Annotated in this window: 25 protein-coding genes and 1 pseudogene; 8 read left to right on the top strand and 18 right to left on the bottom strand. The window is 65.1% G+C overall.

Annotated features, from left to right (window positions below; genetic code table 11):
- Positions 1–60 precede the first annotated feature (60 nt).
- Positions 61–990 carry an iron-siderophore ABC transporter substrate-binding protein gene (locus tag HF684_RS01780; RefSeq protein ID WP_169251084.1) on the bottom strand — a complete coding sequence of 310 codons (930 nt, stop codon included), beginning with the start codon at positions 988–990 and terminating at the stop codon, positions 61–63.
- Positions 991–1200: 210 nt separating this feature from the next.
- Here HF684_RS01780 and HF684_RS01775 point away from each other — a divergent pair, with 210 nt between their 5' ends.
- The gene (locus tag HF684_RS01775) at positions 1201–1743 is read left to right on the top strand and encodes an acyl-CoA thioesterase (RefSeq protein WP_169251083.1); all 543 of its coding nucleotides are present in this window, start codon (positions 1201–1203) and stop codon (positions 1741–1743) included.
- A gap of 33 nt (positions 1744–1776) precedes the next feature.
- Here the strand turns inward: HF684_RS01775 and HF684_RS01770 are convergent, their stop codons facing one another.
- The 3 genes from HF684_RS01770 to HF684_RS01760 form a co-directional block, all read right to left on the bottom strand.
- Complete coding sequence (locus HF684_RS01770) at positions 1777–2970, bottom strand: aminotransferase class I/II-fold pyridoxal phosphate-dependent enzyme (protein ID WP_169251082.1); 1194 nt, start codon at positions 2968–2970, stop codon at positions 1777–1779.
- Positions 2971–3110: 140 nt separating this feature from the next.
- Positions 3111–3668, bottom strand: a complete 558-nt coding sequence (locus HF684_RS01765; protein ID WP_169251081.1) for a hypothetical protein — start codon at positions 3666–3668, stop codon at positions 3111–3113.
- Between the two features lie 113 nt (positions 3669–3781).
- Positions 3782–4204, bottom strand: coding sequence for a cupin domain-containing protein (locus HF684_RS01760; protein ID WP_169251080.1), 423 nt, complete (start codon positions 4202–4204; stop codon positions 3782–3784).
- A gap of 179 nt (positions 4205–4383) precedes the next feature.
- Between HF684_RS01760 and HF684_RS01755 the strand changes: the two genes are divergently transcribed.
- Both HF684_RS01755 and HF684_RS01750 read left to right on the top strand, forming a co-directional pair.
- Entirely contained in the window at positions 4384–5838 is a 1455-nt protein-coding gene (locus HF684_RS01755; protein WP_169251079.1) for an FAD-binding oxidoreductase, read from the top strand.
- A gap of 197 nt (positions 5839–6035) precedes the next feature.
- Positions 6036–7217, top strand: coding sequence for a pyridoxal phosphate-dependent aminotransferase (locus tag HF684_RS01750; RefSeq protein ID WP_169251078.1), 1182 nt, complete (start codon positions 6036–6038; stop codon positions 7215–7217).
- Between the two features lie 118 nt (positions 7218–7335).
- Here HF684_RS01750 and HF684_RS01745 read toward each other — a convergent pair whose 3' ends face one another.
- The 7 genes from HF684_RS01745 to HF684_RS01715 form a co-directional block, all read right to left on the bottom strand.
- Entirely contained in the window at positions 7336–7986 is a 651-nt protein-coding gene (locus HF684_RS01745) for a multidrug transporter (RefSeq protein ID WP_248279072.1), read from the bottom strand.
- Positions 7987–8071: 85 nt separating this feature from the next.
- Positions 8072–8494, bottom strand: a complete 423-nt coding sequence (locus HF684_RS01740) for a hypothetical protein (RefSeq protein WP_169251077.1) — start codon at positions 8492–8494, stop codon at positions 8072–8074.
- A gap of 94 nt (positions 8495–8588) precedes the next feature.
- Positions 8589–9191 (bottom strand): small multidrug efflux protein, encoded by a 603-nt coding sequence (locus tag HF684_RS01735; RefSeq protein WP_169251076.1) that lies wholly within the window; start codon positions 9189–9191, stop codon positions 8589–8591.
- A 125-nt stretch (positions 9192–9316) separates the two neighbouring features.
- Complete coding sequence (locus HF684_RS01730; RefSeq protein ID WP_169251075.1) at positions 9317–10105, bottom strand: MerR family transcriptional regulator; 789 nt, start codon at positions 10103–10105, stop codon at positions 9317–9319.
- 142 nt (positions 10106–10247) lie between these two features.
- Positions 10248–11213 (bottom strand): ArsA family ATPase, encoded by a 966-nt coding sequence (locus HF684_RS01725; protein ID WP_169251074.1) that lies wholly within the window; start codon positions 11211–11213, stop codon positions 10248–10250.
- Entirely contained in the window at positions 11204–11494 is a 291-nt protein-coding gene (locus tag HF684_RS01720; protein WP_025777499.1) for a cory-CC-star protein, read from the bottom strand. The genes HF684_RS01725 and HF684_RS01720 overlap by 10 nt, the downstream gene beginning before the upstream one ends.
- A 4-nt stretch (positions 11495–11498) precedes the next feature.
- Positions 11499–13226, bottom strand: coding sequence for a carbon starvation protein A (locus tag HF684_RS01715; RefSeq protein WP_169251073.1), 1728 nt, complete (start codon positions 13224–13226; stop codon positions 11499–11501).
- Positions 13227–13480: 254 nt separating this feature from the next.
- Here HF684_RS01715 and HF684_RS01710 point away from each other — a divergent pair, with 254 nt between their 5' ends.
- On the top strand, positions 13481–13945 hold the full coding sequence (locus HF684_RS01710; RefSeq protein WP_101555809.1) for an SRPBCC family protein: 465 nt from the start codon (positions 13481–13483) through the stop codon (positions 13943–13945).
- A gap of 67 nt (positions 13946–14012) precedes the next feature.
- Here the strand turns inward: HF684_RS01710 and HF684_RS01705 are convergent, their stop codons facing one another.
- The 5 genes and pseudogenes from HF684_RS01705 to HF684_RS01685 form a co-directional block, all read right to left on the bottom strand.
- Complete coding sequence (locus tag HF684_RS01705) at positions 14013–14312, bottom strand: biopolymer transporter Tol (protein ID WP_169251072.1); 300 nt, start codon at positions 14310–14312, stop codon at positions 14013–14015.
- Positions 14309–14458: pseudogene (locus tag HF684_RS01700) on the bottom strand (VOC family protein); the annotation flags it as partial. The gene HF684_RS01705 and the pseudogene HF684_RS01700, both read right to left, overlap by 4 nt.
- A 29-nt stretch (positions 14459–14487) precedes the next feature.
- Positions 14488–14856 (bottom strand): hypothetical protein, encoded by a 369-nt coding sequence (locus tag HF684_RS01695; protein WP_211168046.1) that lies wholly within the window; start codon positions 14854–14856, stop codon positions 14488–14490.
- A gap of 124 nt (positions 14857–14980) precedes the next feature.
- Positions 14981–15985, bottom strand: a complete 1005-nt coding sequence (locus HF684_RS01690) for a helix-turn-helix domain-containing protein (RefSeq protein ID WP_169251069.1) — start codon at positions 15983–15985, stop codon at positions 14981–14983.
- 106 nt (positions 15986–16091) lie between these two features.
- The gene (locus HF684_RS01685; RefSeq protein WP_169251068.1) at positions 16092–17063 is read right to left on the bottom strand and encodes an alpha/beta hydrolase; all 972 of its coding nucleotides are present in this window, start codon (positions 17061–17063) and stop codon (positions 16092–16094) included.
- A 265-nt stretch (positions 17064–17328) separates the two neighbouring features.
- On the opposite strand from HF684_RS01685, the gene HF684_RS01680 reads away from it, so the two are divergent.
- Positions 17329–17994: a hypothetical protein gene (locus HF684_RS01680; RefSeq protein ID WP_211168045.1), complete on the top strand. Its 666-nt coding sequence runs from the start codon at positions 17329–17331 to the stop codon at positions 17992–17994.
- Between the two features lie 12 nt (positions 17995–18006).
- On the top strand, positions 18007–21021 hold the full coding sequence (locus HF684_RS01675; protein ID WP_169251067.1) for a DEAD/DEAH box helicase: 3015 nt from the start codon (positions 18007–18009) through the stop codon (positions 21019–21021).
- A 155-nt stretch (positions 21022–21176) separates the two neighbouring features.
- Here the strand turns inward: HF684_RS01675 and HF684_RS01670 are convergent, their stop codons facing one another.
- Positions 21177–21434: a metal-sensitive transcriptional regulator gene (locus tag HF684_RS01670; RefSeq protein ID WP_169253720.1), complete on the bottom strand. Its 258-nt coding sequence runs from the start codon at positions 21432–21434 to the stop codon at positions 21177–21179.
- Positions 21435–21623: 189 nt separating this feature from the next.
- On the opposite strand from HF684_RS01670, the gene HF684_RS01665 reads away from it, so the two are divergent.
- The gene (locus HF684_RS01665; protein WP_025777490.1) at positions 21624–21809 is read left to right on the top strand and encodes a hypothetical protein; all 186 of its coding nucleotides are present in this window, start codon (positions 21624–21626) and stop codon (positions 21807–21809) included.
- A gap of 46 nt (positions 21810–21855) precedes the next feature.
- Positions 21856–23250: an MBL fold metallo-hydrolase gene (locus tag HF684_RS01660; RefSeq protein ID WP_169251066.1), complete on the top strand. Its 1395-nt coding sequence runs from the start codon at positions 21856–21858 to the stop codon at positions 23248–23250.
- Between the two features lie 36 nt (positions 23251–23286).
- Here the strand turns inward: HF684_RS01660 and HF684_RS01655 are convergent, their stop codons facing one another.
- Entirely contained in the window at positions 23287–24864 is a 1578-nt protein-coding gene (locus HF684_RS01655; RefSeq protein ID WP_169251065.1) for an aspartate ammonia-lyase, read from the bottom strand.
- Positions 24865–24867: the final 3 nt, after the last annotated feature.

Genomic DNA, 24867 nt, shown 5'->3' with positions numbered 1-24867 from the left:
CTTGAAACGCCGTATAGGCCCACGGCCGAGTCGACGATGTGTGCTCGATCGCGCCTCCGGTCATGCGTGGGCATCGAGGTACGCCTCGATGTCGTCAAGCACCTTGTGAGCGCCCTTCGGCCCCACTCCAGAGACCCAGTAACTGGTGTCGACGGGGGTCACATCGGGGAATGCGTCGGAGTTCCCGGCGACCACCTCGGGGATTCCGGAGTCGTCGCTGACGTCGTCGACGGTGACGAACACCGCGTCTGCCCGGGCGTCGACGGCGTTCTCCGGAGAGATGTCCGCCTGCAGACCATCGGCCCAGATCTGATCGGGAATCGTATAGCCCACGCATTCGAGCAGGCTGCCGGCAAAGGAAGACGGGCCGTAGAGACTCAGCGTCGCCTCGTCCCGGGGACGGATCATCTGCGCGGTCTCACCGTCGATGTCGTGTTCGTCCCTGATCGCCGCACAGCGATCATCGACCTCTTCGAGCAGTTCGGACGCCTCCGCCCTGCGGCCCAGGGCGTCCCCAACGAGAAGTGCGTTGTCCCTCCACGAATCGGCTTGGCTGGCGATGAATACTGTCGGGGCGATGTCCTCGAGCTTGTCGTAGAGCTTCGAATGCCGTGACTCCGTGCCGAGGATGAGTTCGGGTTCAAGCGCAGCAATGGCTTCGAGATTCGGCTCGGGCACCGTGCCGACAGACTCCACACCGTCAGCCTCGAGGTACTCGGGGATGCCCGTGACATTGCTCGCGACTGCCGCACCGAGTGGCGTGACCCCAAGGGCGACCGCGGTGTCGAGCTCGAGCGGCTCGAGAGTGACGACCTCATCGGTCTCAGCGATGACCTCGGAGACGCCACGCGCATGCTCGACCGAGTGAGTATCTTTGCCGCTCTCCGGCTTCTCTCGATCACCGCCGGCCTCGCATGCGGACAGCACCGCGAGAATGCTGAGCACGGCAGCACCTGCGGCAATCGGTCGGAATCGGACTGAGTTCGACATCATGCGGATCTTTCGTCAGGATGAATGGTCGCAGAGGCACCGCGACCCGGACATAGGTAAGGCTACCCTGACTCAGAAGCTTCGACCAGCCGGTCGGCCTGATCAACCGGTCGGCCTGATCAACCGGTCGGCCTGATCAACCAGCCATTCGGGCGCATTGCCGCATGGCTCTGATCCACAGGAAAATTACCATATAGTAACCTTGGTTCCATGCACTTCTTCCGCATGATTCTGCACCTGCTCAGGTCCCATCGACGCTCCGCGCGCGATATCTGGGACACGTATTCCCTGCCCATGCGCGTCCACCTGGGCGAGATCGACATCTTCATGCATCTCAACAACGGCAAGTACCTCTCGATCATGGACCTGGGTCGACTCGACATGATGGTGCGCAGCAGTGCATGGCAGGCGATGCGTGAGCGCGGCTGGACCGGTGTCGTCAGCGCCGAGACCGTCAGCTTCCGCAAGTCGCTGAAACTCTGGCAGCGCTACAGCCTCGAGACCAAGATCTGCGGCATCGATGAGCGCACCGTGTTCTTCGAACATCGCATGGTCGTCGCTGGAGAGATCTTTGCCCGCGCCTATGTCGCCACGCGCGTGATCTCGGACAGTGGCCCGCTCACCAGGGACGACCTCATCGAGGCGTTCGGAGTGCCGGAGAATGCACCTGAACTGCCCGACTGGCTCCACGAGTGGCGTCGTGAAAACGCGCTGCCGAGCACTCGGCGGCCTGCCTGGAGCAGCTGGAACTAGCCGAGCCCCACCGCACCGCCTGCCCCGACCGGTTCAGGATTCGATCCACTCCTTGAGGCGGCCCAGGCCGCGAGTGATCGCGGTTTCATCGATGCCCGAATAGGCCAGCCGGATATAGGACCGGTCCTCCCCGGGCTGCGGTGAGCCGAAGTGCTCGCGGGTGCAGAACGAGACACCCGTGGCATGCAGCGCCTCGGTGGAGAAGTCCGCCAGAGTCGCGATCCCCTTCGACTCCATCGCCTCGGTGACATCGGGGAAGACGTAGAACGTCGAGCCCGGTGTCGCCACACTCATGCCGGGGATCTCATTGATGAGTCGACAGGTGGCATCGCGCCGTTTGCGCAGCACCTCCAACATCTGCCCCACCGGCCCCTGCGGTCCGCGCAGGGCAGCGATCCCCGCCCACTGCACGTACTGGTTCGTGCACGATTCGTCGTTGGTGTTCATCAGCGAGATCGCCTCGGCGACTTCCTTCGGCGCCACCGCGCAGCCGAGCCGTGACCCGGTCATCGCGTACTTCTTCGAGAACGTGTAGAGGATGACGGTGCGCTCGCGCATACCCGGCAGCGCGGCGATCGACTGCGACTTCCCGCGATAGCGCATCTCGAAATACGCCTCATCGGAGAGCACCCACAGGTCGAATTCCTGCGCGATCGCAGCAATAGCCTCACGTTCGCCCGGAGTGGATTCTGCGGAGATCGGATTCTGCAGGTCGTTGTAGATGATGGCCGTGGTGTTCTCATCGATGGATGCCCGCAGGTGGTCGAGGTCGATGGCGAACCCGTCGGAGGTCGGGACGTACCGGTAGGGCAGCGCCGTACCGCCGAGGTATTCGATCTGGGACTCGTAGATGGGGAACCCGGGATTCGGGTAGAGCACACCCTCGCCGGGGTTCATCACCGCTTGGAGGAATTTCGTGATCACGGGCTTGCCTCCGGTGGTCACGACCACCTCGGCGGGGTCGATCGTCATTCCGCGCCGCGAGCCGATGTCATCGGCGAGCGCCCCCCGCAGTTCCGGGATTCCCGGTCCCGGGCAGTAGCCGGTCTTGCCGTCGGCGATCGCCTGGTCGAGGGCTTCGACGATGTGGCCGGCCAGCGGGAAATTGAGATCGCCGAGGTGGAACGGGAACACCTCATTGCCGCGAGCCTTCCATTCGGCGGCGGCTTGAGCCACGCGGAACGCGGTCTCGGTGCCGAGGTTGTCCAAGCGGCGAGCAGTCTTCATCGTCGGCTCCTTCTTCGGGGTCCATATTGAGGGGTCCAGGGGTGTTGCGGACTGTGGGGCGGAACCTGCCGGAAGCACGGCTCGCACCGGTTCACTCACGATAGAGCACCTGACCAGGGATTGTCAGCGGTGTCCGAGTTTCATCCGGCGCTGAGCGCGCTGCGACCAGCCAGCAGACACCACAGGCCGATGCCGAGGAAGACCGGAGCACCGAGGATGCCGCACCAGAAGCTCGGCGCGGCAGTCTCGCGCGGCAGGACGAATGCCACGACTGCGATGACCGTCAGCAGCAGACCTGCCAAGTGGAGGACGGGCTGCCCGAACACAACGGCGAGCGCGAAGAAGTGGACTCCGACGATCGCGAGGATGAGCGGGGCGACGTTCTCGGCCTGACCTACGCGAATGAGGAAGAAGCTCGCCACCGCCCCGATGATGACCTCCGCCCAGAAAACGATGAGGTAGAGCGTGAACGCGGACGTCCCGGCGGTGAAGGCACTGGGTTCCGACCAGTTGCCGATGGCGGTGAGAATGCTCGGTACGGCGAGGGCGAGTCCCGCGACTCCAAGCCCGGCGAGCACGAGTCGCCAGACCAGTGCTTTGGGCGGCGCTTCCTGTGCCCAGCCCGACCAGATGAACGCAGCAAGTCCGAAGATCGCGCCGATCATGACGAGGTCGCGCGGGTGGGCCAAGTCGATCATCGTCGATCCCTTTCGTCCGATCGGGCTGTCTTCGACAATACTCAACGAGGATGATCCGCGCCCATGACGTTTTCCCGACTCCCTCAGCCCTGCGCTCCCTGCTCACCAGAAGTTCACCCTTCGCTGGGCGCGATGAACAGCTTCCGCAGCGGAGCACCGTCGATGTACCAGCGCGTCTTCATCCCCTCGTCGAGGCGGACCAGCGAACCCGGCGCCAATTCGATGGGGTCACGGCAGGGTTCGTCGAATTCGATGCGGCCGGTCCCGGAGATGACGAGGAAGACTTCGTCGCCTTCGATATCCCGCATCGATCCCCCGCTCATCTCCCACAGCCCGAAGTCGGCGCCGCCGATGGTGCCGAGTTCGGCGAATCCCGTCGTCACCGGTTCCTTCGCCGAGGCGGCCGATCCTTCCGACTCGAGCGACTCGACCGTGTCGGCTTCTCCCGCCGAGGCGGCCGGAACATTCTGCCATTCCTCGATCGGTTCGTGGCTGAGTGGGACATCGTGAGTGTTGATCGGCTCCATTGCGCTCATGCGACCAGTGTAGGCAGACAGCCCGCCCACTCTCCTCCATGACGAAGAAATCAGTAGGGTGCCGAGATCGTTTCAGCATCCGATCTGAAGCGACGCAACTATTTACTTCCCGACAGGCGTGGGATAGAACTGTTTCCGTAGGCGACCATTCGGCCCGTCTCGAGCTCAGGAGTTGATCCGTGTCCTACTTCAACGGCGAAGCCTCACACTGGCTGGCGGCCTCCCCCGCCGAAGCCTTCGACCCCGCCCCACTACCGCGCGAGAAGCAGGATCTCGTCATCGTCGGCGGCGGACTGACCGGCCTGTGGTCGGCCTATTACGCCAGGCAGGCTCACCCCGAGTGGGCGATCACGATCATCGAGGCCCGCCACATCGGCTACGGTGCCTCCGGCCGCAACGGCGGATGGCTCTCAACCCTGCTGCCGGGCAACCGCACCAAGTTCGCCGAGGCGGTCGACCGTGCCCGGAAAGACGATCCCACCGGGCCGGTCGGCTCGGCCGGGCTCGACGGCGTGGCGAGCGTCCGGGCCTTCCAATCCGCGCTCTTCGACTCCATCGACGAAGTCCTCGACGTCTGCAAGACCGAAGGCATCGATGCCCACCAGGTGCGCGGCGGTCATATCGACATCGCTCAGTCGGAGGCCGGCCTGTCCCGGCTGCGCGACCTTGAGGCCGGCAATGAGCAGTTCGGATATGGGCCCGAGGACATGCAGTTCCTCGACGCCGAGGCGACGCGTGCCCGCATCAACGTCGACGGCGCGCTCGGCAGCCTCTACTTTCCCGGTACCGCCGCCATCGACCCAGCACTGCTCACTCGCGGACTCGGCCACGTCCTCAGGGAACAGGGCGTGACCATCTGCGAGGCCACCTCGGCGAGGCATATCCGAAAGAATTCGGTCGCCACGGACCGCGGGCCGGTGCACGCGGACACGATCTTCGTGTGCCTCGAGGGGTATTCGGACACGGTCGGCGGCGACCTGCCGGGGCTGGCCGGACGCCAGGTCATCCCGGTGTTCTCGTCGATGATCGCGACCGAACCGCTGCCGGACGAAGCGTGGGCATCGATCGGCTGGGAGGGCCGCGAATGCCTCGGCGACACGGCGCATACGTTCATCTATGCCCAGCGCACCGCCGGTGGTCGGATCGCGCTCGGCGGTCGAGGGGCGCCGTACGCGTTTCGGTCGGGTCTGCCCGGTGATGGCGAGGTCCCCGCCGAGGTGGTGAACCTCCTGGCCGGGCGCCTGTCCTCACTCTTCCCGGACCTCGAGTTCGAGGTTGCGCATGCCTGGCGGGGTGCGCTCGGGGTGACCAGGGATTGGTGCGCCGGCGTCTTCTTCGACCCGGCCCAGCGTATCGGGGTGGCCCGCGGCTATGCCGGGCACGGGGTGACGGCGACTCACCTGGCGGCGAAGACCCTGCTCGGTCGGGCCGCCGGGGCTTCGACGCCGTTGACCGCGCTGCCATGGAACGACCACGTCTCCGGACAGTGGGAGCCCGAGCCGATTCGGTGGTTGGGCATCCGGTCGATGTACAAGATCTTCGGCCTCGCCGACTCGTGGGAGTCGGTGACCGGGGCGAAGAAGACGAGCTTGCTCGCCCGCTTCGGCTCCCGCCTGGCCGGGTTGCATGAGTAGTGGGGCGGCCACGCGCCCTACGCCAGCGGCCCACTTCACCGACAGCTCACGTTGCCGTCGCTGTACCGCGCTATATCTCGAGCGCTCGACGCTGAGTCGAGCGGTCGGCAGATCGTGTCCGCGCACAGCCGACCACGACAGTCTCTCGATGTGACTTGGCCCTATTGTCGCCGCAGTTTCAGGGGCAGACTGAAGCCATGACGAACTCCCGCATCTCCCCCATGGCAGAGACCTATCCGGCCTCAGACATCCGCAAGATGTTCAATCTTGCGCTCGACTTCCCCGACGCCGTGAAGCTCACCGTCGGCGAGCCGGACTTCACCACCCCGGAGCACATCAAGGCCGCGGGCATCCGCGCGATCGAGCACGATAACACCCGCTACGTCGCGAACGCCGGCATCCCCGAACTGCGGGCCGCGATCGCGCGGAAGTACTCGACTCGGTGGAATCGCAGCATCGAGCCTGCGAACGTCATGGTCTCCTTCGGCGCGATGGAAGCACTCACCTTCGCCCTCGATGTCACCGTCTCCCCCGGTGACGAGGTCATCATCCCCGACCCCAGCTTCCCGAACTATCTGGGGCAGGTGCACCGCCTCGGCGGGGTTGCCGTGTCCGTTCCCGTCACCGAAGACAACGATTTCAAGCTCCGCGCCGAGGATGTCCGCTCAGCCATCACGGACAAGACCGCGGCGATCATCATCAACAGTCCCTCGAACCCCTTGGGTTCGGTGATGGATCGGGCCGACCTCGAGCAGATCGCCGCGCTGGCCGATGAGCACGGGTTCACCGTCATCTCCGATGAGGTCTATGACGAGATGGTCTTCGATGTGGAATACACCTCCATCGCCGAGGTGAAACCATCCACCGCCGAGGTGGGGGCTGAGTTCGATCGGTTCCTGGCCATCGGCAGCTTCTCGAAGACCTATGCCATGACCGGGTGGCGGTGCGGATTCGTCATCGGCGCGGAGGATCTCATCGCCCCGATGGCGCTGCTGCAGGAGGGTCTGACCTCGAGCCTGCCCGGATTCGTCCAGGAGGCGGCGGTCGCTGCGATCGAGGGTCCGCAGACCGCCGTCGAGGAGATGGTCGCCTCGTATGCCAGACGGCGGGAGCTCATGGTCGAGCGCATCAATGCCGTCGAGGGCTTGAGTCTGCTGCGTCCCGCGGCGACGTTCTACGCCTGGGTGAACGTGTCCGAGTGGGGCCTGTCATCATGGGAGCTCGCGACCCGCCTGCTCGAGGACCACAACCTCGCGACGATCCCTGGTTCTGCCTTCGGCCCGGCCGGCGAGGGCTACCTGCGGCTGACCTTCGCGGTCTCGGACGAGACCATCAACACCGCGTGCGACCGGTTGGAGGCCTTCGCCGCAGCTCTATGATGCCGCCAGACGGTTGTGCCGGCAGGCGATGAGCCGCCGAGCGCTCAAGTTACCGCCGACCGCGCAGTGTATAACGTGAGCGGTCGGCGGGACGATGCGCGGTCGCTGAGGAAAACCCTCACCCCACGGCGGCGAGCGCCGAATTCCAGCTTCCGTAGAACTTCCGGACGGCCGCGGCCGAGGGCACTTCGCCCTTGTGCTCGGCGGCGTATTCCGTGTAGGCCTTGTAGGTCGCGGCGGTCCCGCGCGATTCGCAGTCGGCGAGGAACTCGGCGATCGCCTTGGCATAGGCATCCGCGTCGAAGCGCAGCTGTCCCTTGGCCCGGCCGATCTTGTTCGTCGCCAGACCTGCTGCCTTGAGCGCTTCGTTCCACGAACCGAACCGCTGCACCGCGGTCTGGCTGGTCGGCGGCCAGATCGTCGCCCCCTGCGCCGAGGCGGCACCGAGGCTCTCGAGCACCGTCTTGCGCAGCTGGTCGTACCGGCTGGCGGTCAGACTCGGGACCTCCGCCCGGCCACGGACGTACGCAACCGCCGCAGCCACCTCGGCGAGGGTCGACGTCACGGACGTCCCTGAATCCTTCAGTTGGACGGTCAGCGCCGACTCCACCTCGGCGAGGGTCTCCCGGTCGGTGGGGCTGAGCTTCGCCGGGTCGGCACTTGCAGGAATCCCCGGCGCACCGGTGGAATCGAGGCCGCGAGCGGTGACGAACAACAGCGCACCGAGCACGGCCAGCGATGAGGTGTGGGTTCTCCCGGTATCAGACATTCACTCCATTGTACGTTTCAGATGGGACTCCGACCCGAAATCGCTCGGACTCGACGTCACACTGGCGAGAAGCACCTGAGCACGGTCACCTGGAGTGCTGGAGTCGCATCGGCCCCACCGCTCGAACATCAAGCATCGTGTTCAACGCGAAGAACAGACCGCTGATCACGACCGCGGTGATCGCGGCCAACGGAATCGAACCGGTGATGAGCAGGTAACCTCCGCCGAGCACGAGCACCGACGCACCTGCCGAGACAAGACGCCCGGTCAGTCTGCCTCCGATGTCGCTTCCGCTGAGGACGACGTCGATGGTCCGTGAGATGACGAACCAGGCGACGAGGATGCCCAAGGTCGCCAGCAGCGATTCGGTCAGACTCAATCGCATCTGCAGGTGCATCGTCTCGCCCAAGAGAGTCGCGGCGAACGGGACGATCAGGGGCAGTCCCAACGCGATGAGGATCGGTCCTGTGAGTGTGAGGACCAGCCGATGGCGATACAGCGAGCGCATGATTCGTCCTTTCTTCCTGCGGCGACGAGGCCCGTGGGCGATGGTCTGATCGGTGAAGTCAATGATGAGCGCGGCACCTGAGTGCTCTGCGCGCTCAGCCGGCCAGCAAGGCGAGCGAGCCGGTGGCGATGAGCGTGGTCAGGGTCGTCCAGGCGATGATCGCGATGCCCTGCCAGAGCAGGATCCACGAGGTCTTCACACCCGCACCGACGAGGATCGTCGATGTGATCTGGGTGGGAATCGCCAACGGCCCGAGCAAGCTCGCGCCGGGGACCCCGAAGCGGGTGAGGAACTTCTTGAACTTGACTCGTCCTTTGGACTCGGGCTTCTCACCCTCACCGAGGTGGCCCTCCGCGGCCGTGTCCTCCGCCGTAATGTCCGTCGGAGAGTCGCCCGAGGCGCTCTCCGTCGTCACCCCGGCCCCGACCGCTGCCAGCTCACGACTGGCACTGCGGCGGGTGACGACCGCGCGACGGGCCCGTGCCCCGAGGAGCACGATGACAGTGACGCAGACGAAGTTGCCGATGGCCCCGGCAATGCCGGCGAGCACGGGGTTCATCCCAGCCCAGACGCCGATGATCGAGGAGATCTCACCCTCGATGAAGGGAATGGCACCAGCGGCGGCGACGATGAACGGCTGGAGCAGGTCGGGAACCTGAGCGGCGAGACCTTGGAAGAATTCGATGATCGGATTCATGGTGTCCTCCTGAACGTGTTGGTCAGATCCCGGCCTGGAAAAGCCGGATCTGAAGGTTGATACGTTCAGTACAGACTGTGTTCTCGGAACAGGGTCAAGCCCTCATCGGCGAACCCTGCGAATCCTCAGCTCTCTTCCACTTGCGCGGCAACGTGCTTGATGAAGGCAATGAACCGCTCGCGATCTTCGTCCGGAATCTCGAGCGTCGGGAAGACGGCGATGAACGCCCGCTGGATGACGTCGATCTGCGCGTCGTTGTACAGCTCGCTGATCGTGCCGATGATCGCGGCCTGTCCCATCTTCACGTCCCCGGTCATCCGATCGGTCGGCGCGAGGAGCCAGGGTTTGGTCTCGAGATGGCGTTTCATGCTCGGAGCGATCTGCTCGGCCAGACGCGTCCGCGTGTCCTCATCGGCATCCTCGGCGAGTTCGTCGATCTCCCGATCGTAGGGTGTGGTCTCGGACATGATGGTTCTCATCTCCGCCAACGCGGAGTCTTCGTAGAGGCTCGAGTAGATGTTCATCAGGCTGCGATCCGCGCTCGACATCCGCACGGCGATGTCGATGAAACCCGCGGCCGTATCGATCGGCGCCCCGTGTTCGAGGAGTTGGACCACCTCGGCGCGGGCCTTTTCCAAAGCTGCGATCTGCTCATCGAGGTCGCCCTCGAGCTGTTTAAGCGCGATCTGCTGCTGCTCGTGGTCGTCGTCGACCGACCCGATGTCGGACAGCGGAATCCCGAGCTCGCGCATTCGCCGGATCTGATGGAGTCGGAGCAGGTGGGAGGCACCGTACTGCTTGTAGCCGTTGCTCATCCGTTCGGGCTCGGTCAGCAGCCCGAGCTTGTGATAATGCCGGACGGTGTTGACCGTGGCGCCGGCCAGACGCGCCAGTTCGCTCGTGCTCCAACCCACGGTCAGGTCCTTCCGCCGGTGCCGTGTCGATCGCGGATGCGCACCAGTCTAATTGGAACGGACGCACAGGTGGAGCCGGATCGGAACGGCCACGTTCGGTACACGGGCGAACGGCCACCGCCGCGTCCAGATCCCGCCGGGCTCAGCGCTCGGCGAGCAGAGCCGCGAGACCGGTGATCCCCCCGACCCCGGTCGGTTCGGTCGCGGTCAGCGGCAGCTGTGCCAGCGGAACCGTCGGCACCGCGGACCTCAGCCGTGACACGTGTTCGTCCTCCCGTTGTCGTCTGTCCGCGAGGAACTCTCCGGCATCGGCCGGCGAGCGTCGGTTGACGACGATCCCGGACAGTTCGATGCCGATTCCACCGAGGTCGGTGACGAGACCGAGCGTCTCGGCGACCGGCAGCTGTTCAGCGATGGTGACGATGAGGAACCCGGTCTGCCGCGAGTCGGAGATGGACCGTCTCAGCGCGGCGAAGCGATCGCGACGAGCCTGCAGCTTCTGCCGGAGTTCGGCATCCGGCGTCGGCGTCTCCTCCTTGGGGCTGACCAGGTGACGGGCCGCGGCGGCGAAACGCTCGGACCGGTCGCGGTTGGACAGCAGCGTCTCCGCCCAATCGGTCAGACGCTCCGGCAGCGCCAGCAGGTGCAGGGTGTGGCCGGTCGGCGCCGTGTCGACGACGACGAGGTCGTAGTCGGCCGCCTCGGCGAGGATCGTCGCGATCCGCTCGAGCACCGCCGACTCGTGGCTGCCGGGAGCCGACCTGGCCGAGGCCAGATGCGCCCGAGCCGCGCGGTGAGTGCTCTCGGGCAGCATCCGCGTCATCATCCGTTCGACGGAGGCGAAGTGCGCGTCGATCGTCGCTTCGGGGTCGACCTCGAGGGCATCGACGAATCCGCGCTCACCCGTATGGACCCGCCGAGGTTCGTCCGCGAGCTCCTGCCCCCAGATGTCGCCGAGGTTGTGCGCCGGATCCGTGGACACGAGCAGGACGCGTCCGCCGTCGTCGGCCCGGGCCATGGCCAGGCCCGAGGAGACGGTCGTCTTGCCCGTCCCGCCCTTGCCGCCGACGAACAGGCACCGGTGGTCGCGCGCGATGTCTAGCAGCATGCGATGTGGTCCAGGGGCGAACGGGGCAGACCCATGCGGCGATGCCAGGCATGGAAGTTCTCCCACAGGGCGGGCATGAGCTCGGCCGTGTAGTAGGCCGCCGGGTCGGGCACCCCGAGCGCCTCACCGAGGACGACGACGGTGAAGAAGTCGTCCTCGGCCTGCTGTTCGCGCTTGAGGGTCTGCCGGTAGGGGCCGACATAGAACTCGACGAGCCCGTCCCGGAACGACGACCACCACTGCCCGAGACCACCCGAGCTCCCGGAATGCGACTGAGACATCGGCTCAGACGTTCTCTCGGGTCGCGACGAGCTGCTCGTCGGCGTCCGGATCCTCGGGCGGTTCCGCCCATGCTCGCCGCATCGCCTGGATCGCTTCGATCGCCACCCAGATGCTGGCGATGATGATGACGACGTCGATGGCGAAGAGCAGCCAGTCCTGATTTCCCGGCGTGGTGAAGCTGACGAGCTGCTCGATGGCCGCCCAGAACGACATGACGAACACGAACACGAGCGGTACGAGGGCCGGTGCCGGGTTGCGCCGCTTGCGGATGAGGATGACGGCGATGATCGACAGCGACAGGGATGCCATGAGCTGGTTCGTCGTGCCGAACAGCGGCCAGATCCGCAGTCCGCCTTCTCCGCCGAGCCCCTGGGAGAACGTGAGGCCGAGGCCGATGACGACGACGAGGAGCGTGGCCGGGACGTTCGTGATCTTGATCTTCACGGCATCGCCGACCTCTTGGATGACGAAGCGCAGCAGACGCATGCCGGTGTCCATCGTCGTCGCGGCGAAGAGCACCGCCATGGTCGCGAGCACCGTCGCCGACAGCGATGCCGGCAGGCCGAGGCCGTGCTCCATGAGGGCGCCGCCGCCCTGGACGAAGGCTCCGACGCCGCCTTCGCCGAAGGCCGAGTAGATCTCATGCCACGCTGCGGTGGACTTGATGCCGCCGATGATGGCCAGCACGGTGCCGAGGGCGAGCAGTCCTTCGCCGACAGCCCCGAAGTAGCCGACGAAACGGGCGTCGGTCTCCTTGTCCAGCTGCTTCGAACTCGTCCCCGAGGCGACCATGCCGTGGAACCCCGAGATCGCACCGCAGGCGATCGTGACGAACAGCAGCGGCACCATGCTCGGGGTGCCCTCCGGCACGGCGGTGTTGATGGCGGGGGCGACGATCTCAGGCTTCGTCGCCGAGAACAGAGTCGCCGTGAGCACGGAGCCGAAGAGGAGGATGAGTCCGATGAACAGCTGCACGCCGTTGATGTAGTCGCGCGGCTGCAGCAGGACCCACACCGGAAGCAGCGAGGCGACCGCTCCGTAGACGAAGAGCACGACGATCCAGAAAGTCGCCGGTCCCACGCCGAGGAAGTCATCGGGCAGGGCGACCGGAACATAGTTGCCGAGCACAATGAGGCCGTAGAGCAGGATGACGCCGACGATGGTGACGGGGATGAGCGGCACCCGCAGACGGTAGACGCAGACACCGACGATGAGCGCCACGCCGATCGCACCCCAGGCCGGGATCACGGCGGACGGGGTGCTGATGAGCAGGTCCTTGATGACCACGGCGAAGGCCGCGATGACCATGAGCAGCAGCAGGAAGATGACGATGAGGAAGAGGTTCGCACCGCGCTTGCCGATATAGCGCGCCGACAGGGCTCCGATCGACCGTCCCTTATTGCGTTCGGAGGCCCAGAGCGTCCCGAAGTCGTGCATGCCTGCGAAGAAGACGGTGCCCAGTGTCACCCACAGCAGGGCGGGCAGCCAGCCCCAGATGACGGCGATCGCCGGGCCGACGATGGGCGCGGCTCCGGCCACCGAGGTGAAGTGGTGGCCCCACAGGATGTATTTGTTCGTGGGCACGTAGTCGACCCCGTCGTGGAGTTCGTGCGACGGAGTGGTGAAGGAGTCGTCGAGCTTGAAGATCTTGCGCCCGAGGAACTTCGAGTAGAGGAGATAGCCGGCGATGAGCATCGCCAGCCCGATGATCATGATCAACAGGGAGCCCATGAGGACCCTCCCTTCGGAGTCGAACGATGCTTCTGCGCATCGTCACTGCAGTTCTTCCCAGCATTTTATCAGCGCGCTCGAAGCTCTCCGTCAATACCGCCTCGGCGTCACCGGATTGAGACCTGCCGGCCGCGCATCCGTCACGGCCGACCCCTCTAGCCGCCGCACCGGAGAGGGTATAGCGTGGCGACCGGGCACCGGTCTCCCGTGCCGGAGCCCTGAGATCTGATGACCGTCAACGAAAGGCGAAGTCAATGACCGATACGAAAGTCAGCGCTTCGAGAACGATCGATGCGGCACCCGAGGACATCTTCGACGTCCTCAACAATCCGGAGCGTCACGCGCAGCTCGACGGTTCGGGCATGGTGGTCTCCGATGACACGAGCGATCGCATCACCAGGACCGGTCAGAAGTTCACCATGAACATGCAGTGGGATCAGATGGGCGGCGACTACAAGACCGACAACCACGTCATCGGCTATGAGGAGAACAAGCTGCTGGCCTGGAAGACCGCGCCGGCGGGCGAAGAACCTCCGGGCTGGGAGTGGGTCTGGGAACTCACGCCGCTGGGTCGGCACTCGACCGAGGTCTCTGTCACCTACGACTGGAGTGCGGTGACCGACAAGGAGCTGCTCAAGAAGATCAGCTTCCCCGTCGTCAGCGAACAGGACCTCGAGTCCTCTCTCGGCAATCTCGCCGCAGCGGTCTCGCAGGACTGAACGCTGCCGGGCATCCGCTGGACAAACCTGCGGAGCGCCCGCTCGCGTCCGGCGGCCCTGAGCAAACTCACCGCAGTTCACTCAGGGCCGCTTCCGCGCGCGCACGCCGATCCTCTATCGCCATCTCCCACCAGTAGTCGCCACGTTCGCCGAGCCCGATCTTCGCGGCGTTCACCCGCCGCCGGGCTTCGGCCAGGTCGTCCTCCGCACCCGCCTTCTTCGCTTTCCCGACAGCGTTTCGTGCCGCACCGAGGTGGCTCTTGAGCTCCTCGACCACGCGCGGTTCCAGGCCCGGATCGGTTCGTCGCCACCTCCGCCCTGTGACGATCAGCCACTTCTCGTCTTCGGAGTAGTCGTCCACGCTCATCCGACGAAGAGGCAGAACGGGTGGCCGGAGGGATCGGCGAATACGTACAGCGGCTCGTCGTCATCGTCGGTGCGGTCGAGCAGCAGTCGTGCACCCAAGTCCTCCGCCCGCTCACGCTGGCACTCGAGGGCATCCCGGTCCGACACCATCGTCCCCCTCGGCCGTCTCACAGGGTTCATCCGTACTCCAGCAGGGTGAGCACGGCGATCTTCCAGCCCTCGTCGGTCCGCACGAGCTGGTACATATTCCGCTCGTCGGGGGCACCTCCGTGGTAGGTCCAAGTGACGTCGGCCCAGATGCTGTGTGCGGTCGATGCAGCCACCTCGACAGCGGTGTCGACCTCAGTCACCCCGTCGTACTGCCCGACGGCTTGTGCGAAGAAGTCACGGGTCTGTCCCGCATCGGTGACCAGGATCCGCTGCCCAGGGAACTCGATGAGCGCCGGCACCGCGTAGTGCTCGGCGATCGCCGCCGCCTCCCGATCGATCAGGGCACGGGTGTAGGAGTCGAAGAACTGTGTGTGAACCTCATTGTTCTCATTCATATGCTCGAGGATAGCCATCGGGCCGGACATGGCGGAACTCGTCTGAAGAAGGAATGACCGAACAATCCGATCACTCAACGACAGTTCTCTGCTCGATCAGTCCGGGTGCTGGTGCTGCTCATCTTCAGAGACGCGCGTCGTGAAGTCGCTGCAATGTGCGCGCGAGAGTGAAACGAGTACGACCGAGAGCCGTTCTGACGTCATATCCCAATTCGCCGGACAGTGCGGAGAGCCTCGCCTGCACGGTTGAGTGATGTAGGCCGAGTGACACGGCCGCTCCACGCACACTTCCTCGGTCGACAACAGCATCGAGGGTCGGCAGTGCCTTGCGATCATGGGCCATCAGCGACAGACTGACCACATCCGGATGTGGCTCGGAACTCGCATCGGCAATTTCTGCAAGCAGCAGAAGAGGACCCAACTGATCAGCGAAAACGATCGGGTTCGCCTCGTCGCTGAGACGGAGCGCAGTCAGTGCAGATGACCATGACTGCGGGAGCTGGGCATGCTCGACAGCAAGACCCACGCCGGCCCGCTCCCCGAAGTCGGAGAAGGACGCGTCGACAAGAAGGACCTGAGCGAAACCGAACGGAGTCGACAGCAGACCACGCGTCGGGATGGTCGGCGCAGCAACGTCTCCCGGCAACGCGATCGCTCGCATGTGGCCGTGGAGATCCAGTCGAAGCCTCCTGACTGCGGCCGTTCGCTCTTCGGGCGGAATTGCCGCGTCGACCGCCAGCTCCAATGCGGAATCGTTCATGCCGCCGAATGCCACCCGCGCGTTTGTGATGGAAACGGCAAGCGCGAACCTCTCCAGGAGCATGGAATCATTCGCGTGCGGTTCGCCATCGCGTTCAATCCAGACTCTGCCGCCGCTGCCGATTTCGGCCGCGGGCCACTCTCCCGGCGCTGCGTCACTTGAATGTGACCCGTTCGGGGTTGCTCGGACCGTTCGAGCATCTTCTCCGAGAGTGAGGCCTGCCGGCACACCAGCGAGCACGGAGGCGCTGCGCGCGAGAGCCGTCATATTCGCTTGAGCACTGACGAGTTTGTCGAAGAATCCAATGACCTTCAACGATTCGCTGGCATCAGGATCCAGCGCCGACAGTTTCCCGACCAGTTCTTGCATCACGCCTCCGTGTGCCACGCTCGTGCCCACCGTTCACGTTAGCGCGAGAATCGCTGCAAAGCGACAGCTGAGCCCGAAGCCGAACGCCGTTCCCTGAACCCGAGTGTCAGACTCCGAGAATGCGTGCCAACCAGGCGGTCCTGGCGGCCACCATCGCCTGGGACAGTGCGGTATGCGGTGCCATCATGTCGAACCCGTGGAAGCCTCCGGGCCACACGTGCAGCTCTGCGACCCCGCCGTCGTTCCAGATCTGTGAGGCATAGGCGACGTCTTCGTCTCTGAACACTTCTGCTGTTCCGACGTCGATGTACGCCGGCGGGAGCCCGCTCAGGTCAGTGGCTCGCGCCGGGGCGGCATAGATGGAGACGTCGTCAGTCCCGCGGCGACTGCCGAGCAGAGCATCCCAGCCGGTGAAGTTGCTTGTACGATCCCACACACCCTCACCATCGATCTGATGCGAAGAGATCGTCTCGTTGCGATCATCGATCATCGGGTAGATGAGACATTGTGCGAACAGGTTCGGGCCCTGACGATCTCGCGCCAACAGTGCGACACCGGCAGCAAGCCCTCCTCCTGCACTCCCACCTGCAATCAGCAGCTGTTTGGGGTCGATGCCGAGTTCATCAGCGTGATCAGCTGTCCACACGAGACCGGCATAGCAGTCCTCGACCGGATAGGGATCAGGAAATTCGGGAGCGAGCCGATACTCCAATGACACGCACACGGCATCGAATCGTTCCACCCAGTCGAGCATCACCTCGATGCCGGTGAACCGATCACCGATGATCATGCCTCCCCCATGAGTGTGGAAGATCCCGGGCCCGGCGGTCGTGTGATCAGTTCGTGCGAAGACTGATGCCACCAAGTCACCGCCCTGATACCCCGGAAGAGTGAGTTCACGATGGGTGACACTGCGCCCGCTGAGGACTTCGTCGATCGGTGCCGTCACGTCCGCCTCTCTCATCACCGGGATCATTTCTGGCGTCAGTGTCGACGGAAGCTGCTCGCCTACTGCGTCGAGTACCGCCTCCAACTCGGGGTCGAAGGGTGGTCTGCGATGAACGCGGTCAGTTGTCATGACGATCTCCTTTGATCGATATGGTGCGACTGGTGCTTTCACTGCGACTCTACGATGTTCGAGAAATGATCGCTTCCGCCGGACGTTCCTGATCACACCGCAGTTGTCCGCCGAATGGCGGATACGTCCGCGCGCAGCTCACGGGACTCACTCGTCTGCGCGACCACCCGCTCCACATTCTCACACGACGATGCAGTACGGGTGGCGGGAGGGATCGGCGATCACCGCCCCTGACACCGACCGAGGCCCGTATCCTGGGAATGCCATGACTGATCATCCGACGCCTGCGTCCCGCGAAGACCGCTGGCGCAGCCGTTTGGCCATGCCTGTGCTCATCGCCGCACTCGTGTCGATACCCGCCGTGTTCCTCTCCTTCCTCTCGGAGCCGTGGAGCGCCGCCGGCCGCATCGTCAATCTCCTCTCCGGGCTCGTGCTCGTGGGCGAGACGCTCATCCTCTTCATCGTCTCCGAGGACCGCGTCGAGTGGCTGCGCCGCCACCTGTGGCTCATCGTCCTCACCGTCCTCATCATCCTCGGCGTGCTCTTCGCCCTCGGTCCCGTGCAGCTCTTCCGCCTCATCCGCCTCATCGGTGCCCTGCGGATTCTGCGCACCGGGCGGATCATCAAGGCGGGCCGGCTCCTGTCCCACCACGTCGACGGCTGGTGGAATCGCCTTGCGGCTCTCGGCGTCTCCGTCCTCGTCGCGATCTTCACCGCTGCGACGCTGGCGGATCCGACGTCGACGGTACGCGGCCTCCTCCACGAGGTGCTGCCCTTCCGCTTCGGACCGATCGCCGTCGTCGCCTCCGGACTCGTGCTCGCGATCGCGACCTTCATCGTCCTCTTCGACCGCAGCTCACGCGCGGACGCCCCAGACGAAGATGCCCAGGACGAGGACGACCGAACGACGACTGATGACGGTGAGCGGTGAGAGGATGTCTCCGTGCCCGAAAATCGACCGACCCCCACCGCCCTCCCCGCCGATTGGCGTGATGCCTTCGCCCCTCTCGCCGAGGCGGCTCCGCACTCGCACACGCCCGTGGCCCTGGGATTCGAGCTCGTTCAGGTCATCCCCCGCACATGGTTCGAAGCCCAGCACTCCGTCGTCCTCGACAAGGACGACGTCACCCCGGGCGCGAACCCGAGCCTCGCGATCCGCCCGCTCATGCTCAGCGAGTCCGGCAACTGGGTGAAGAAGTCGCTGTCCTGGCGCACGATCGACCGCATGGCCCGCCAGTTCGACATCGACCCGGCCCACCAGGAATGGTTCGCCCAACTCGCCGGGCTGCGCACCCGCGGGAAGACGGACTTCACACCCGACGGGGCGCCGTACCACCTCGGCGATTTCCGCACTCCGCTGCTGTGGGATCACTTCACGCAGGGGAAGAGACTCGGCATCGAATTCGTCGGCATCAATTCGGATATGACCATCCGCATCGGTCACAACGCGAAGGCTGCCATCGACATCCGCCGCAGCCAGAACCGCCTGCACGTGCAGACGCGGGCGACCATCGATGAACGCGAATATACCCCCGGGCTGATCAAACCCATCTGGACGCACGGTTTCTTCGGCATCGACGTCACCAGCGGTTTCACCGTCACCCTCGCTCCCGCGGAGACTCCGACGAAGGAATCCGCGCTGCCCGTGCTGCAGTCCCCCGGGCCGATCACGATCCCCGAGGCCGAGACGGAAGAGTTCTTCGCGGAGTACTACCCGCAACTGCGCACCAGCGCCGAGGTCATCAGCAGCGACGCCACCGTCGCCTTCCCGCAGTACGGCCGGCCCCGCCTCGTCGTCTTCGCCGCCTTCGGCGCCGGCGACAGACTCTCCTTACGCTGGTACTGGGAATATCAGGGCCCCCGCCGCACCTTCCCCGTCATCGATCGATTGAGGCTCAGCGCCGCCTCGGCGAGGGAATATTCCGAACAACGCGAACTCGATTTCGAAGATACCGTCGTCACCGAGGTCGACAGACTCCTCGCCGACACCCACGAAACCGGCTCGGCCCTGCCGACCATCAGGGACGTCGAACTCGACGACGCGGACACCGCGGACTTCGTCGTCAACGTCCTGCCCGGGCTCGAGGAGATCGAGCACGTCAAGGTCATCACACGTGGGAAGAAGCAGCCGTACCGGGAGCTCGGCGGGGAACCGAACGTGAAGATCACCTCGGTCGAGTCGGAGAAGAACGACTGGTTCGACCTCGGCTTCCAGATCAGCATCGACGGCCGCCCGGTCCCCTTCGTCAAGCTGTACAAGGCGCTGGCGGCGGGGACGAAGAAGATCAAACTCTCCGATGATTCCTTCCTGTCGCTGAACAAGCCGATCTTCGACAAGCTCAAGGCTCTCCTCGCCGAGGCGGACCTCATCCCCGAATGGGAACCCGGAGCACCGAAGATCTCCCGCATGCACGTGGGCCTGTGGTCGGATTTCGAGGACCTCGCCGACGAGTCCGAACCCGCCGTGACCTGGCGGGACTCGGTCCGCGCATTGGCCGACCTCGAACACCTGCCCGCCACCGAGGTGCCCGACCTGAACGGTGCGACCCTGCGCCCGTATCAGGTGCAGGGCTTCCGGTGGCTGGCGCTGCTGTACCGGTGCCGCCTCGGCGGGATCCTCGCCGACGACATGGGCTTGGGCAAGACCCTGCAGACGCTCGCACTCATCACGCATGCGAAGGCGGACACACCTTTCCTTGTCGTCGCACCGACATCGGTGGTCCCGAACTGGGTGAAGGAGGCGACCGCGTTCACCCCTGACCTCGATGTCCGTGTCGTCGCGGAATCGACGCGGGCGCGTGGGTCCGACCTCGCCGAGGTGGCCCGTGGTGCCGATGTCATCGTCATGTCGTATGCGATGTTGAGATTGGAGGAGACCCCGATCTCGCGGATGGAGTGGGCGGGGCTCATCCTCGACGAGGCGCAGTTCGTGAAGAACTCCTCGGCGCAGACGCACCTGGCGGCGAAGGAAGTGCGTGCACCGTTCCGGCTCGCGCTGACCGGGACTCCGTTGGAGAATTCGCTCAAGGACGTGTGGTCGCTGTTCTCGATCACGGCACCGGGACTGTTCCCGTCACCGCATCGGTTCGAGGAGGAATACGTCCGACCGATCGAGTCGGGTGAGAACCCGGGACGGATGCAGCGCCTGCAGCGGCGGATCCGGCCATTCATGATGCGGAGGACGAAGGATCTCGTCGCCGCTGACCTGCCGGAGAAGCAGGAGCAGGTCATCTCCGTCGAGCTCAGTCCCGCACACCGGAGACTCTACGATCGGATCCTGCAGAAGGAGCGGAAGAAGATCCTCGGCTTCATCGACAGCGAATACGACAAACAGCGATTCATCGTCTTCCGCTCACTGACCCTGCTGCGGATGCTCGCGCTCGACCCCTCGATCGTCGATGCCGAGCATGCCGAGGTTCCCTCGTCGAAGTTGGCTGCGCTCCTGGAGCGGCTCGATGACGTCATCGCCGAGGGGCATCGGTCGATCGTGTTCAGCCAGTTCACGTCGTTCCTGACCAATGTCGCCGCGGAGCTCGACGCGCGCGGGATTCCCTATGTCGTCCTCGACGGGTCGACGCGCAATCGCGGGGCGGTCGTCGATGCGTTCCGGTCGGGTGAGGCGCCGGTGTTCCTCATCAGTCTCAAGGCCGGTGGGTTCGGGCTCAACCTCACCGAGGCGGACTACGTCTTCCTCATGGATCCGTGGTGGAATCCCGCCTCGGAGAATCAGGCGATCGACCGGGCGCATAGGATCGGGCAGACGAAGAACGTCATGGTCTACCGCTATGTCGCCGAGGGCACGATCGAGGAGAAGGTGCTCGCCCTGCAGAAGCGCAAGGCCGAACTCTTCGACGACCTCATGTCCGATTCCGGCACCTATGAGGGCCGCGGACCCGGCGGTCAGGCCTTCAGCCAGACCGTGACGGCCGCGGACATCAAGGGGCTGTTCGAGGGGTAGGGGCCGATTCCGCATCTAAGCTCACAGTTTCAGCGAGAATATTTACTTTAGGGGGTCTAAAGTAAATATTCTCCTCCGCAGACTTCATCAAACTGCATCATCAGCACCCGAAATGAATCCGGCCCACCCCGTCAGGAATTGCGTCAGGCATTGGGTCACGCCATGGAGAGGAAGAGCTTCTCGAGCTCTTCGGTGCGCACATCGTCCTCGTCGTCCTCGAGGCATTCCCGCAGCGCCGTCGAGATGATGAGGAAACCGGCCCGGTCGAGTGCCTTCGACACCGCTGAGAGCTGATGGATGACGTCGCGGCAGTGACTTCCGTCCTCGACCGCGGTGATCACCGCACCGAGCTGCCCCTGCGCCCGACGCAGTCGGTTGAGGATCTTCTTCTGCGCAGCGGGGTCGGCGAGCATCCGCTCCCCCGGGTCTCCCTCTGCCCTTGTCGGTTCGGTCAGAGCTGTGTCGCGTTCGCTCATCGTCGTCCTTTCACGTTCTCGATGTTGACATCAACTATACCCCTAAGGGTATATTGAATGCATACCCCCGAGGGTATATGAAACCAACGATGAACTGGCCAGCGATGGCCGAAGAAGGAGACAGCTATGTGTCGAGCAGCGACGTGCCGAGTGTGCGGAAAGACCACGTGGGCAGGATGCGGACAGCACATCCAGTCGGTGAAGAGCACGGTTCCGGCCGGTCAGTGGTGCAACGGCAAGCACACCCAGGCCGAAGAGGATGCGGCCCGAGCGGCCAAGCCCGGCTTCTTCTCCCGCCTCTTCGGCCGCTGACCACACGGCAGACCAAACACCCCTCGACCACGGAAAGAAGACTCCCATGCTCCTCGAACGCATCTTCGACGCTGATCTCGCCCACGCCAGCTACGTCATCGCCTGCCAGGCCAGCGGGGAGGCGATCGTCGTCGATCCCCGCCGGGACATCGCGGTCTACCGCGAATTCGCCGACCGCCACGGACTGACGATCACCGCCGTCACCGAGACCCACATCCACGCCGACTACCTCTCCGGCACCCGCGAACTCGCCGCAGCCACCGGCGCGACGATGTACGTCTCCGACGAAGGCGGACCCGACTGGTCCTACGGGGCAGGCTTCGACGACGCGGTGCGCCTGCACGACGGTGACGAGATCGCCCTCGGCAACATCACCCTGCGCGCCTCGCACACCCCCGGCCACACTCCCGAGCACCTGTCGTTCCTCGTCACCGACGGTGCCCAGGCCGACGCACCGGGGTTCATGCTCACCGGCGACTTCGTCTTCGTCGGAGACATCGGACGCCCGGACCTCCTCGACGAGGCGGCCGGCGGCTCCGACACCCGCTTCGCCGGTGCCCGCGACCTCTTCGCCAGCCTCCGCGACCGCTTGCTCACCCTCCCCGACTACGTGCAGATCCTGCCCGCCCACGGCGCGGGAAGCGCCTGCGGCAAAGCCCTGGGGGCCATTCCGACGACCACCGTCGGCTACGAGCGCGCTTTCGCCTGGTGGTCGCCGCTCCTCGAGAGCGGCGATGAGCAGGGCTTCGTCGACGAACTGCTGTCCGGGCAGCCCGACGCCCACGCCTACTTCGCCAGGATGAAGACCGAGAACCGGGAGGGCCCGTCACTCCTCGGCGAGCTCGCCGAGCTCGAGGAATTCGACGCCGGTCGTCTGCAGGAGAGGGTCGAGGACGGCTCGGCGGCCTTCATCGACACCCGCCCGACCGCGGACGTCCATGCCGGCACCCCGGCCGGGGCCCTGCACATCCCGGGACCCGGCAAGGCCGCGAGCTTCGGAGCCTGGGTCTTCGACCCGGCCGCAGAGTCGACGCCGATCGTCGTCCTCGCCGACGACGCCGAGCAGGCGGCAGAGTTCCGCAATCATCTCATCAGGGTCGGCATCGACACGGTCACCGGCTACGTGACCTCGCTTGCCGGATTGGATCTGCAACCGGCCGACCTGGTCGACCCGGCGGATCTCGCAGCCGCAGCCGACATCCGCCTCGTCGATGTCCGCTCGAAGAACGAGCACGCCGGCGGCCACATCCCCGGTGCAACCCAGCTCAGCGGCGGCCGCGCCCTGTGGGAACTCGACCGCCTGCCCAGCGACGGCCGGATCGTCACCTACTGCCAGAGCGGCACTCGCAGCAGCATCACCGCCAGCGCCCTGCGCCGCGCCGGATACCGGGTCGCCGAGCTCGCCGGCTCCTACGACGCCTGGCGGTCGCTCGAGTCCTGATCCGGAACAGGGAGCTGCCGGCCCTGCGCGAGCCGCTCACCCCTCCGGGGCGGGGATGATCGGAAGCTCGGTGGTCACCTCATCCCGGGGAACCGCCTCGGTGCCGGTGGCGATGTTGTCCACGGAATCATCGGCGGGCATGCCGGTCAGCCGTTCGGGGCGAAGGATCTCGCCGAGCTCATTCCGCTCGAGCAGCCCGTGCTCGACCACGAGATCGGCGATCGGTTCGTTCTTCGCCAGTGCTTCCTTCGCGAGCTTCGCGGCGGCAACGTAGCCGATGACCGGAGCGAGCGCGGTGATGACGGTGACCGAGCGGTCGACGGTGTCTTCGATGTGCGCCTCGTTGGCGGTGATGCCGTTGACGCAGTTGATGCGGAAGGTCTGGGCGGCGCGTTCGAGCCACGTGATCGACTGGAACAGCGAGTGGGCGATGATCGGTTCGAAGGCGTTGAGCTGCAGCTGTCCCCCTTCGACGGCCATCGACACGGTGACGTCGGCACCGGCCACGGAGTAAGCGACCTGGGACACCGCCTCGGGGATGACGGGATTGACCTTGCCGGGCATGATCGACGACCCGGCCTGACGGGCCGGCAGGTTGATCTCACCGATGCCGGCCTGCGGTCCCGAGGACAGCAGCCGCAGGTCGTTGGCGATCTTCGACATCTTCAGCGCACTGCGCTTGAGCGCACCGGAGAAGGTGATGAAGACACCCGTATCGGAGGTCGATTCGACGAGGTCGCCGGCCGTTTTCAGGTCGAGTCCGGTGATCTGCCGCAGGTGCTTGATGACCGCTTCCTTGTACCCGACAGGGGCGTTGATCGAGGTGCCGATGGCGGTGGCACCCATGTTCACCTCGCCGAGGAGGGCGACGGCTTCCTCGAGGCGTTCGACGTCCTCGCGCAGGGTGGTGGCGAAGGCGTTGAACTCCTGGCCGAGGGTCATCGGCACGGCGTCCTGCAGCTGGGTGCGCCCGACCTTGACGATGTAGGCGAACTCGCGGCCCTTCGCGGCGAAGGCATCGGCGAGGAGCGTGAGTTCGCCGAGGAGGTTCTGCAGTGAGAACGCCAGCGCGATCTTGATCGCGGTCGGGTAGGTGTCGTTCGTCGACTGGCTGTGGTTCGTGTGGTCGTTGGGGTGGATGAACGCGTAGTCACCCTTGGAACGGCCGGCGATCTCGAGAGCCCGGTTGGTGATGACCTCATTGGCGTTCATGTTCGTCGATGTGCCGGCCCCGCCCTGGACGACGCCGACGGCGAACTGGTCGTGGAGTTTGCCTGACTTGATCTCCTCGCAGGCGGCGTCGATGAGGTTCGCGCGCTGGTCGTCGAGCGCCCCGATCTCCGCGTTCGCCCGGGCTGCGGCCTGTTTGACGCAGGCGAAGGCGCGGACGAAATCGGGGTAGACGGAGATGGGACGGCGGGCGATCGGGAAGTTCTCGTTCGCCCGGGCCGTGTGCACTCCCCAGTAGGCGGTATCGGGAATCTCGAGGCTGCCGATCGAGTCGGTCTCGGTGCGGGTGGGGAGGTTCTGGCCGGTGGGGATCTGGCTCGTCGTCGACGAGTTGAGGGGAAGAGAGGCGGTGTTGGGATCTGCGGAGGCATTCGACTCAGTCATAGT

The sequence above is a fragment of the Brevibacterium sp. 'Marine' genome (assembly GCF_012844365.1).
GTDB lineage: Bacteria > Actinomycetota > Actinomycetes > Actinomycetales > Brevibacteriaceae > Brevibacterium.
Note: the sequence above shows the minus strand (reverse complement) of the source record. Positions and strands in the feature narration are given on the sequence as shown.

What these genes read in the sequence shown, in the direction of transcription:
- HF684_RS01780 (WP_169251084.1), bottom strand. Translation starts at nt 990, where the DNA reads ATGTCGAACTCAGTCCGATTCCGACCGATTGCCGCAGGTGCTGCCGTG.
- HF684_RS01775 (WP_169251083.1), top strand. Translation starts at nt 1,201, where the DNA reads ATGCACTTCTTCCGCATGATTCTGCACCTGCTCAGGTCCCATCGACGC.
- HF684_RS01770 (WP_169251082.1), bottom strand. Translation starts at nt 2,970, where the DNA reads ATGAAGACTGCTCGCCGCTTGGACAACCTCGGCACCGAGACCGCGTTC.
- HF684_RS01765 (WP_169251081.1), bottom strand. Translation starts at nt 3,668, where the DNA reads ATGATCGACTTGGCCCACCCGCGCGACCTCGTCATGATCGGCGCGATC.
- HF684_RS01760 (WP_169251080.1), bottom strand. Translation starts at nt 4,204, where the DNA reads ATGAGCGCAATGGAGCCGATCAACACTCACGATGTCCCACTCAGCCAC.
- HF684_RS01750 (WP_169251078.1), top strand. Translation starts at nt 6,036, where the DNA reads ATGACGAACTCCCGCATCTCCCCCATGGCAGAGACCTATCCGGCCTCA.
- HF684_RS01745 (WP_248279072.1), bottom strand. Translation starts at nt 7,986, where the DNA reads ATGTCTGATACCGGGAGAACCCACACCTCATCGCTGGCCGTGCTCGGT.
- HF684_RS01740 (WP_169251077.1), bottom strand. Translation starts at nt 8,494, where the DNA reads ATGCGCTCGCTGTATCGCCATCGGCTGGTCCTCACACTCACAGGACCG.
- HF684_RS01735 (WP_169251076.1), bottom strand. Translation starts at nt 9,191, where the DNA reads ATGAATCCGATCATCGAATTCTTCCAAGGTCTCGCCGCTCAGGTTCCC.
- HF684_RS01725 (WP_169251074.1), bottom strand. Translation starts at nt 11,213, where the DNA reads ATGCTGCTAGACATCGCGCGCGACCACCGGTGCCTGTTCGTCGGCGGC.
- HF684_RS01720 (WP_025777499.1), bottom strand. Translation starts at nt 11,494, where the DNA reads ATGTCTCAGTCGCATTCCGGGAGCTCGGGTGGTCTCGGGCAGTGGTGG.
- HF684_RS01715 (WP_169251073.1), bottom strand. Translation starts at nt 13,226, where the DNA reads ATGGGCTCCCTGTTGATCATGATCATCGGGCTGGCGATGCTCATCGCC.
- HF684_RS01710 (WP_101555809.1), top strand. Translation starts at nt 13,481, where the DNA reads ATGACCGATACGAAAGTCAGCGCTTCGAGAACGATCGATGCGGCACCC.
- HF684_RS01705 (WP_169251072.1), bottom strand. Translation starts at nt 14,312, where the DNA reads ATGAGCGTGGACGACTACTCCGAAGACGAGAAGTGGCTGATCGTCACA.
- HF684_RS01695 (WP_211168046.1), bottom strand. Translation starts at nt 14,856, where the DNA reads ATGAATGAGAACAATGAGGTTCACACACAGTTCTTCGACTCCTACACC.
- HF684_RS01690 (WP_169251069.1), bottom strand. Translation starts at nt 15,985, where the DNA reads ATGCAAGAACTGGTCGGGAAACTGTCGGCGCTGGATCCTGATGCCAGC.
- HF684_RS01685 (WP_169251068.1), bottom strand. Translation starts at nt 17,063, where the DNA reads ATGACAACTGACCGCGTTCATCGCAGACCACCCTTCGACCCCGAGTTG.
- HF684_RS01680 (WP_211168045.1), top strand. Translation starts at nt 17,329, where the DNA reads ATGACTGATCATCCGACGCCTGCGTCCCGCGAAGACCGCTGGCGCAGC.
- HF684_RS01670 (WP_169253720.1), bottom strand. Translation starts at nt 21,434, where the DNA reads ATGCTCGCCGACCCCGCTGCGCAGAAGAAGATCCTCAACCGACTGCGT.
- HF684_RS01665 (WP_025777490.1), top strand. Translation starts at nt 21,624, where the DNA reads ATGTGTCGAGCAGCGACGTGCCGAGTGTGCGGAAAGACCACGTGGGCA.
- HF684_RS01660 (WP_169251066.1), top strand. Translation starts at nt 21,856, where the DNA reads ATGCTCCTCGAACGCATCTTCGACGCTGATCTCGCCCACGCCAGCTAC.
- HF684_RS01655 (WP_169251065.1), bottom strand. Translation starts at nt 24,864, where the DNA reads ATGACTGAGTCGAATGCCTCCGCAGATCCCAACACCGCCTCTCTTCCC.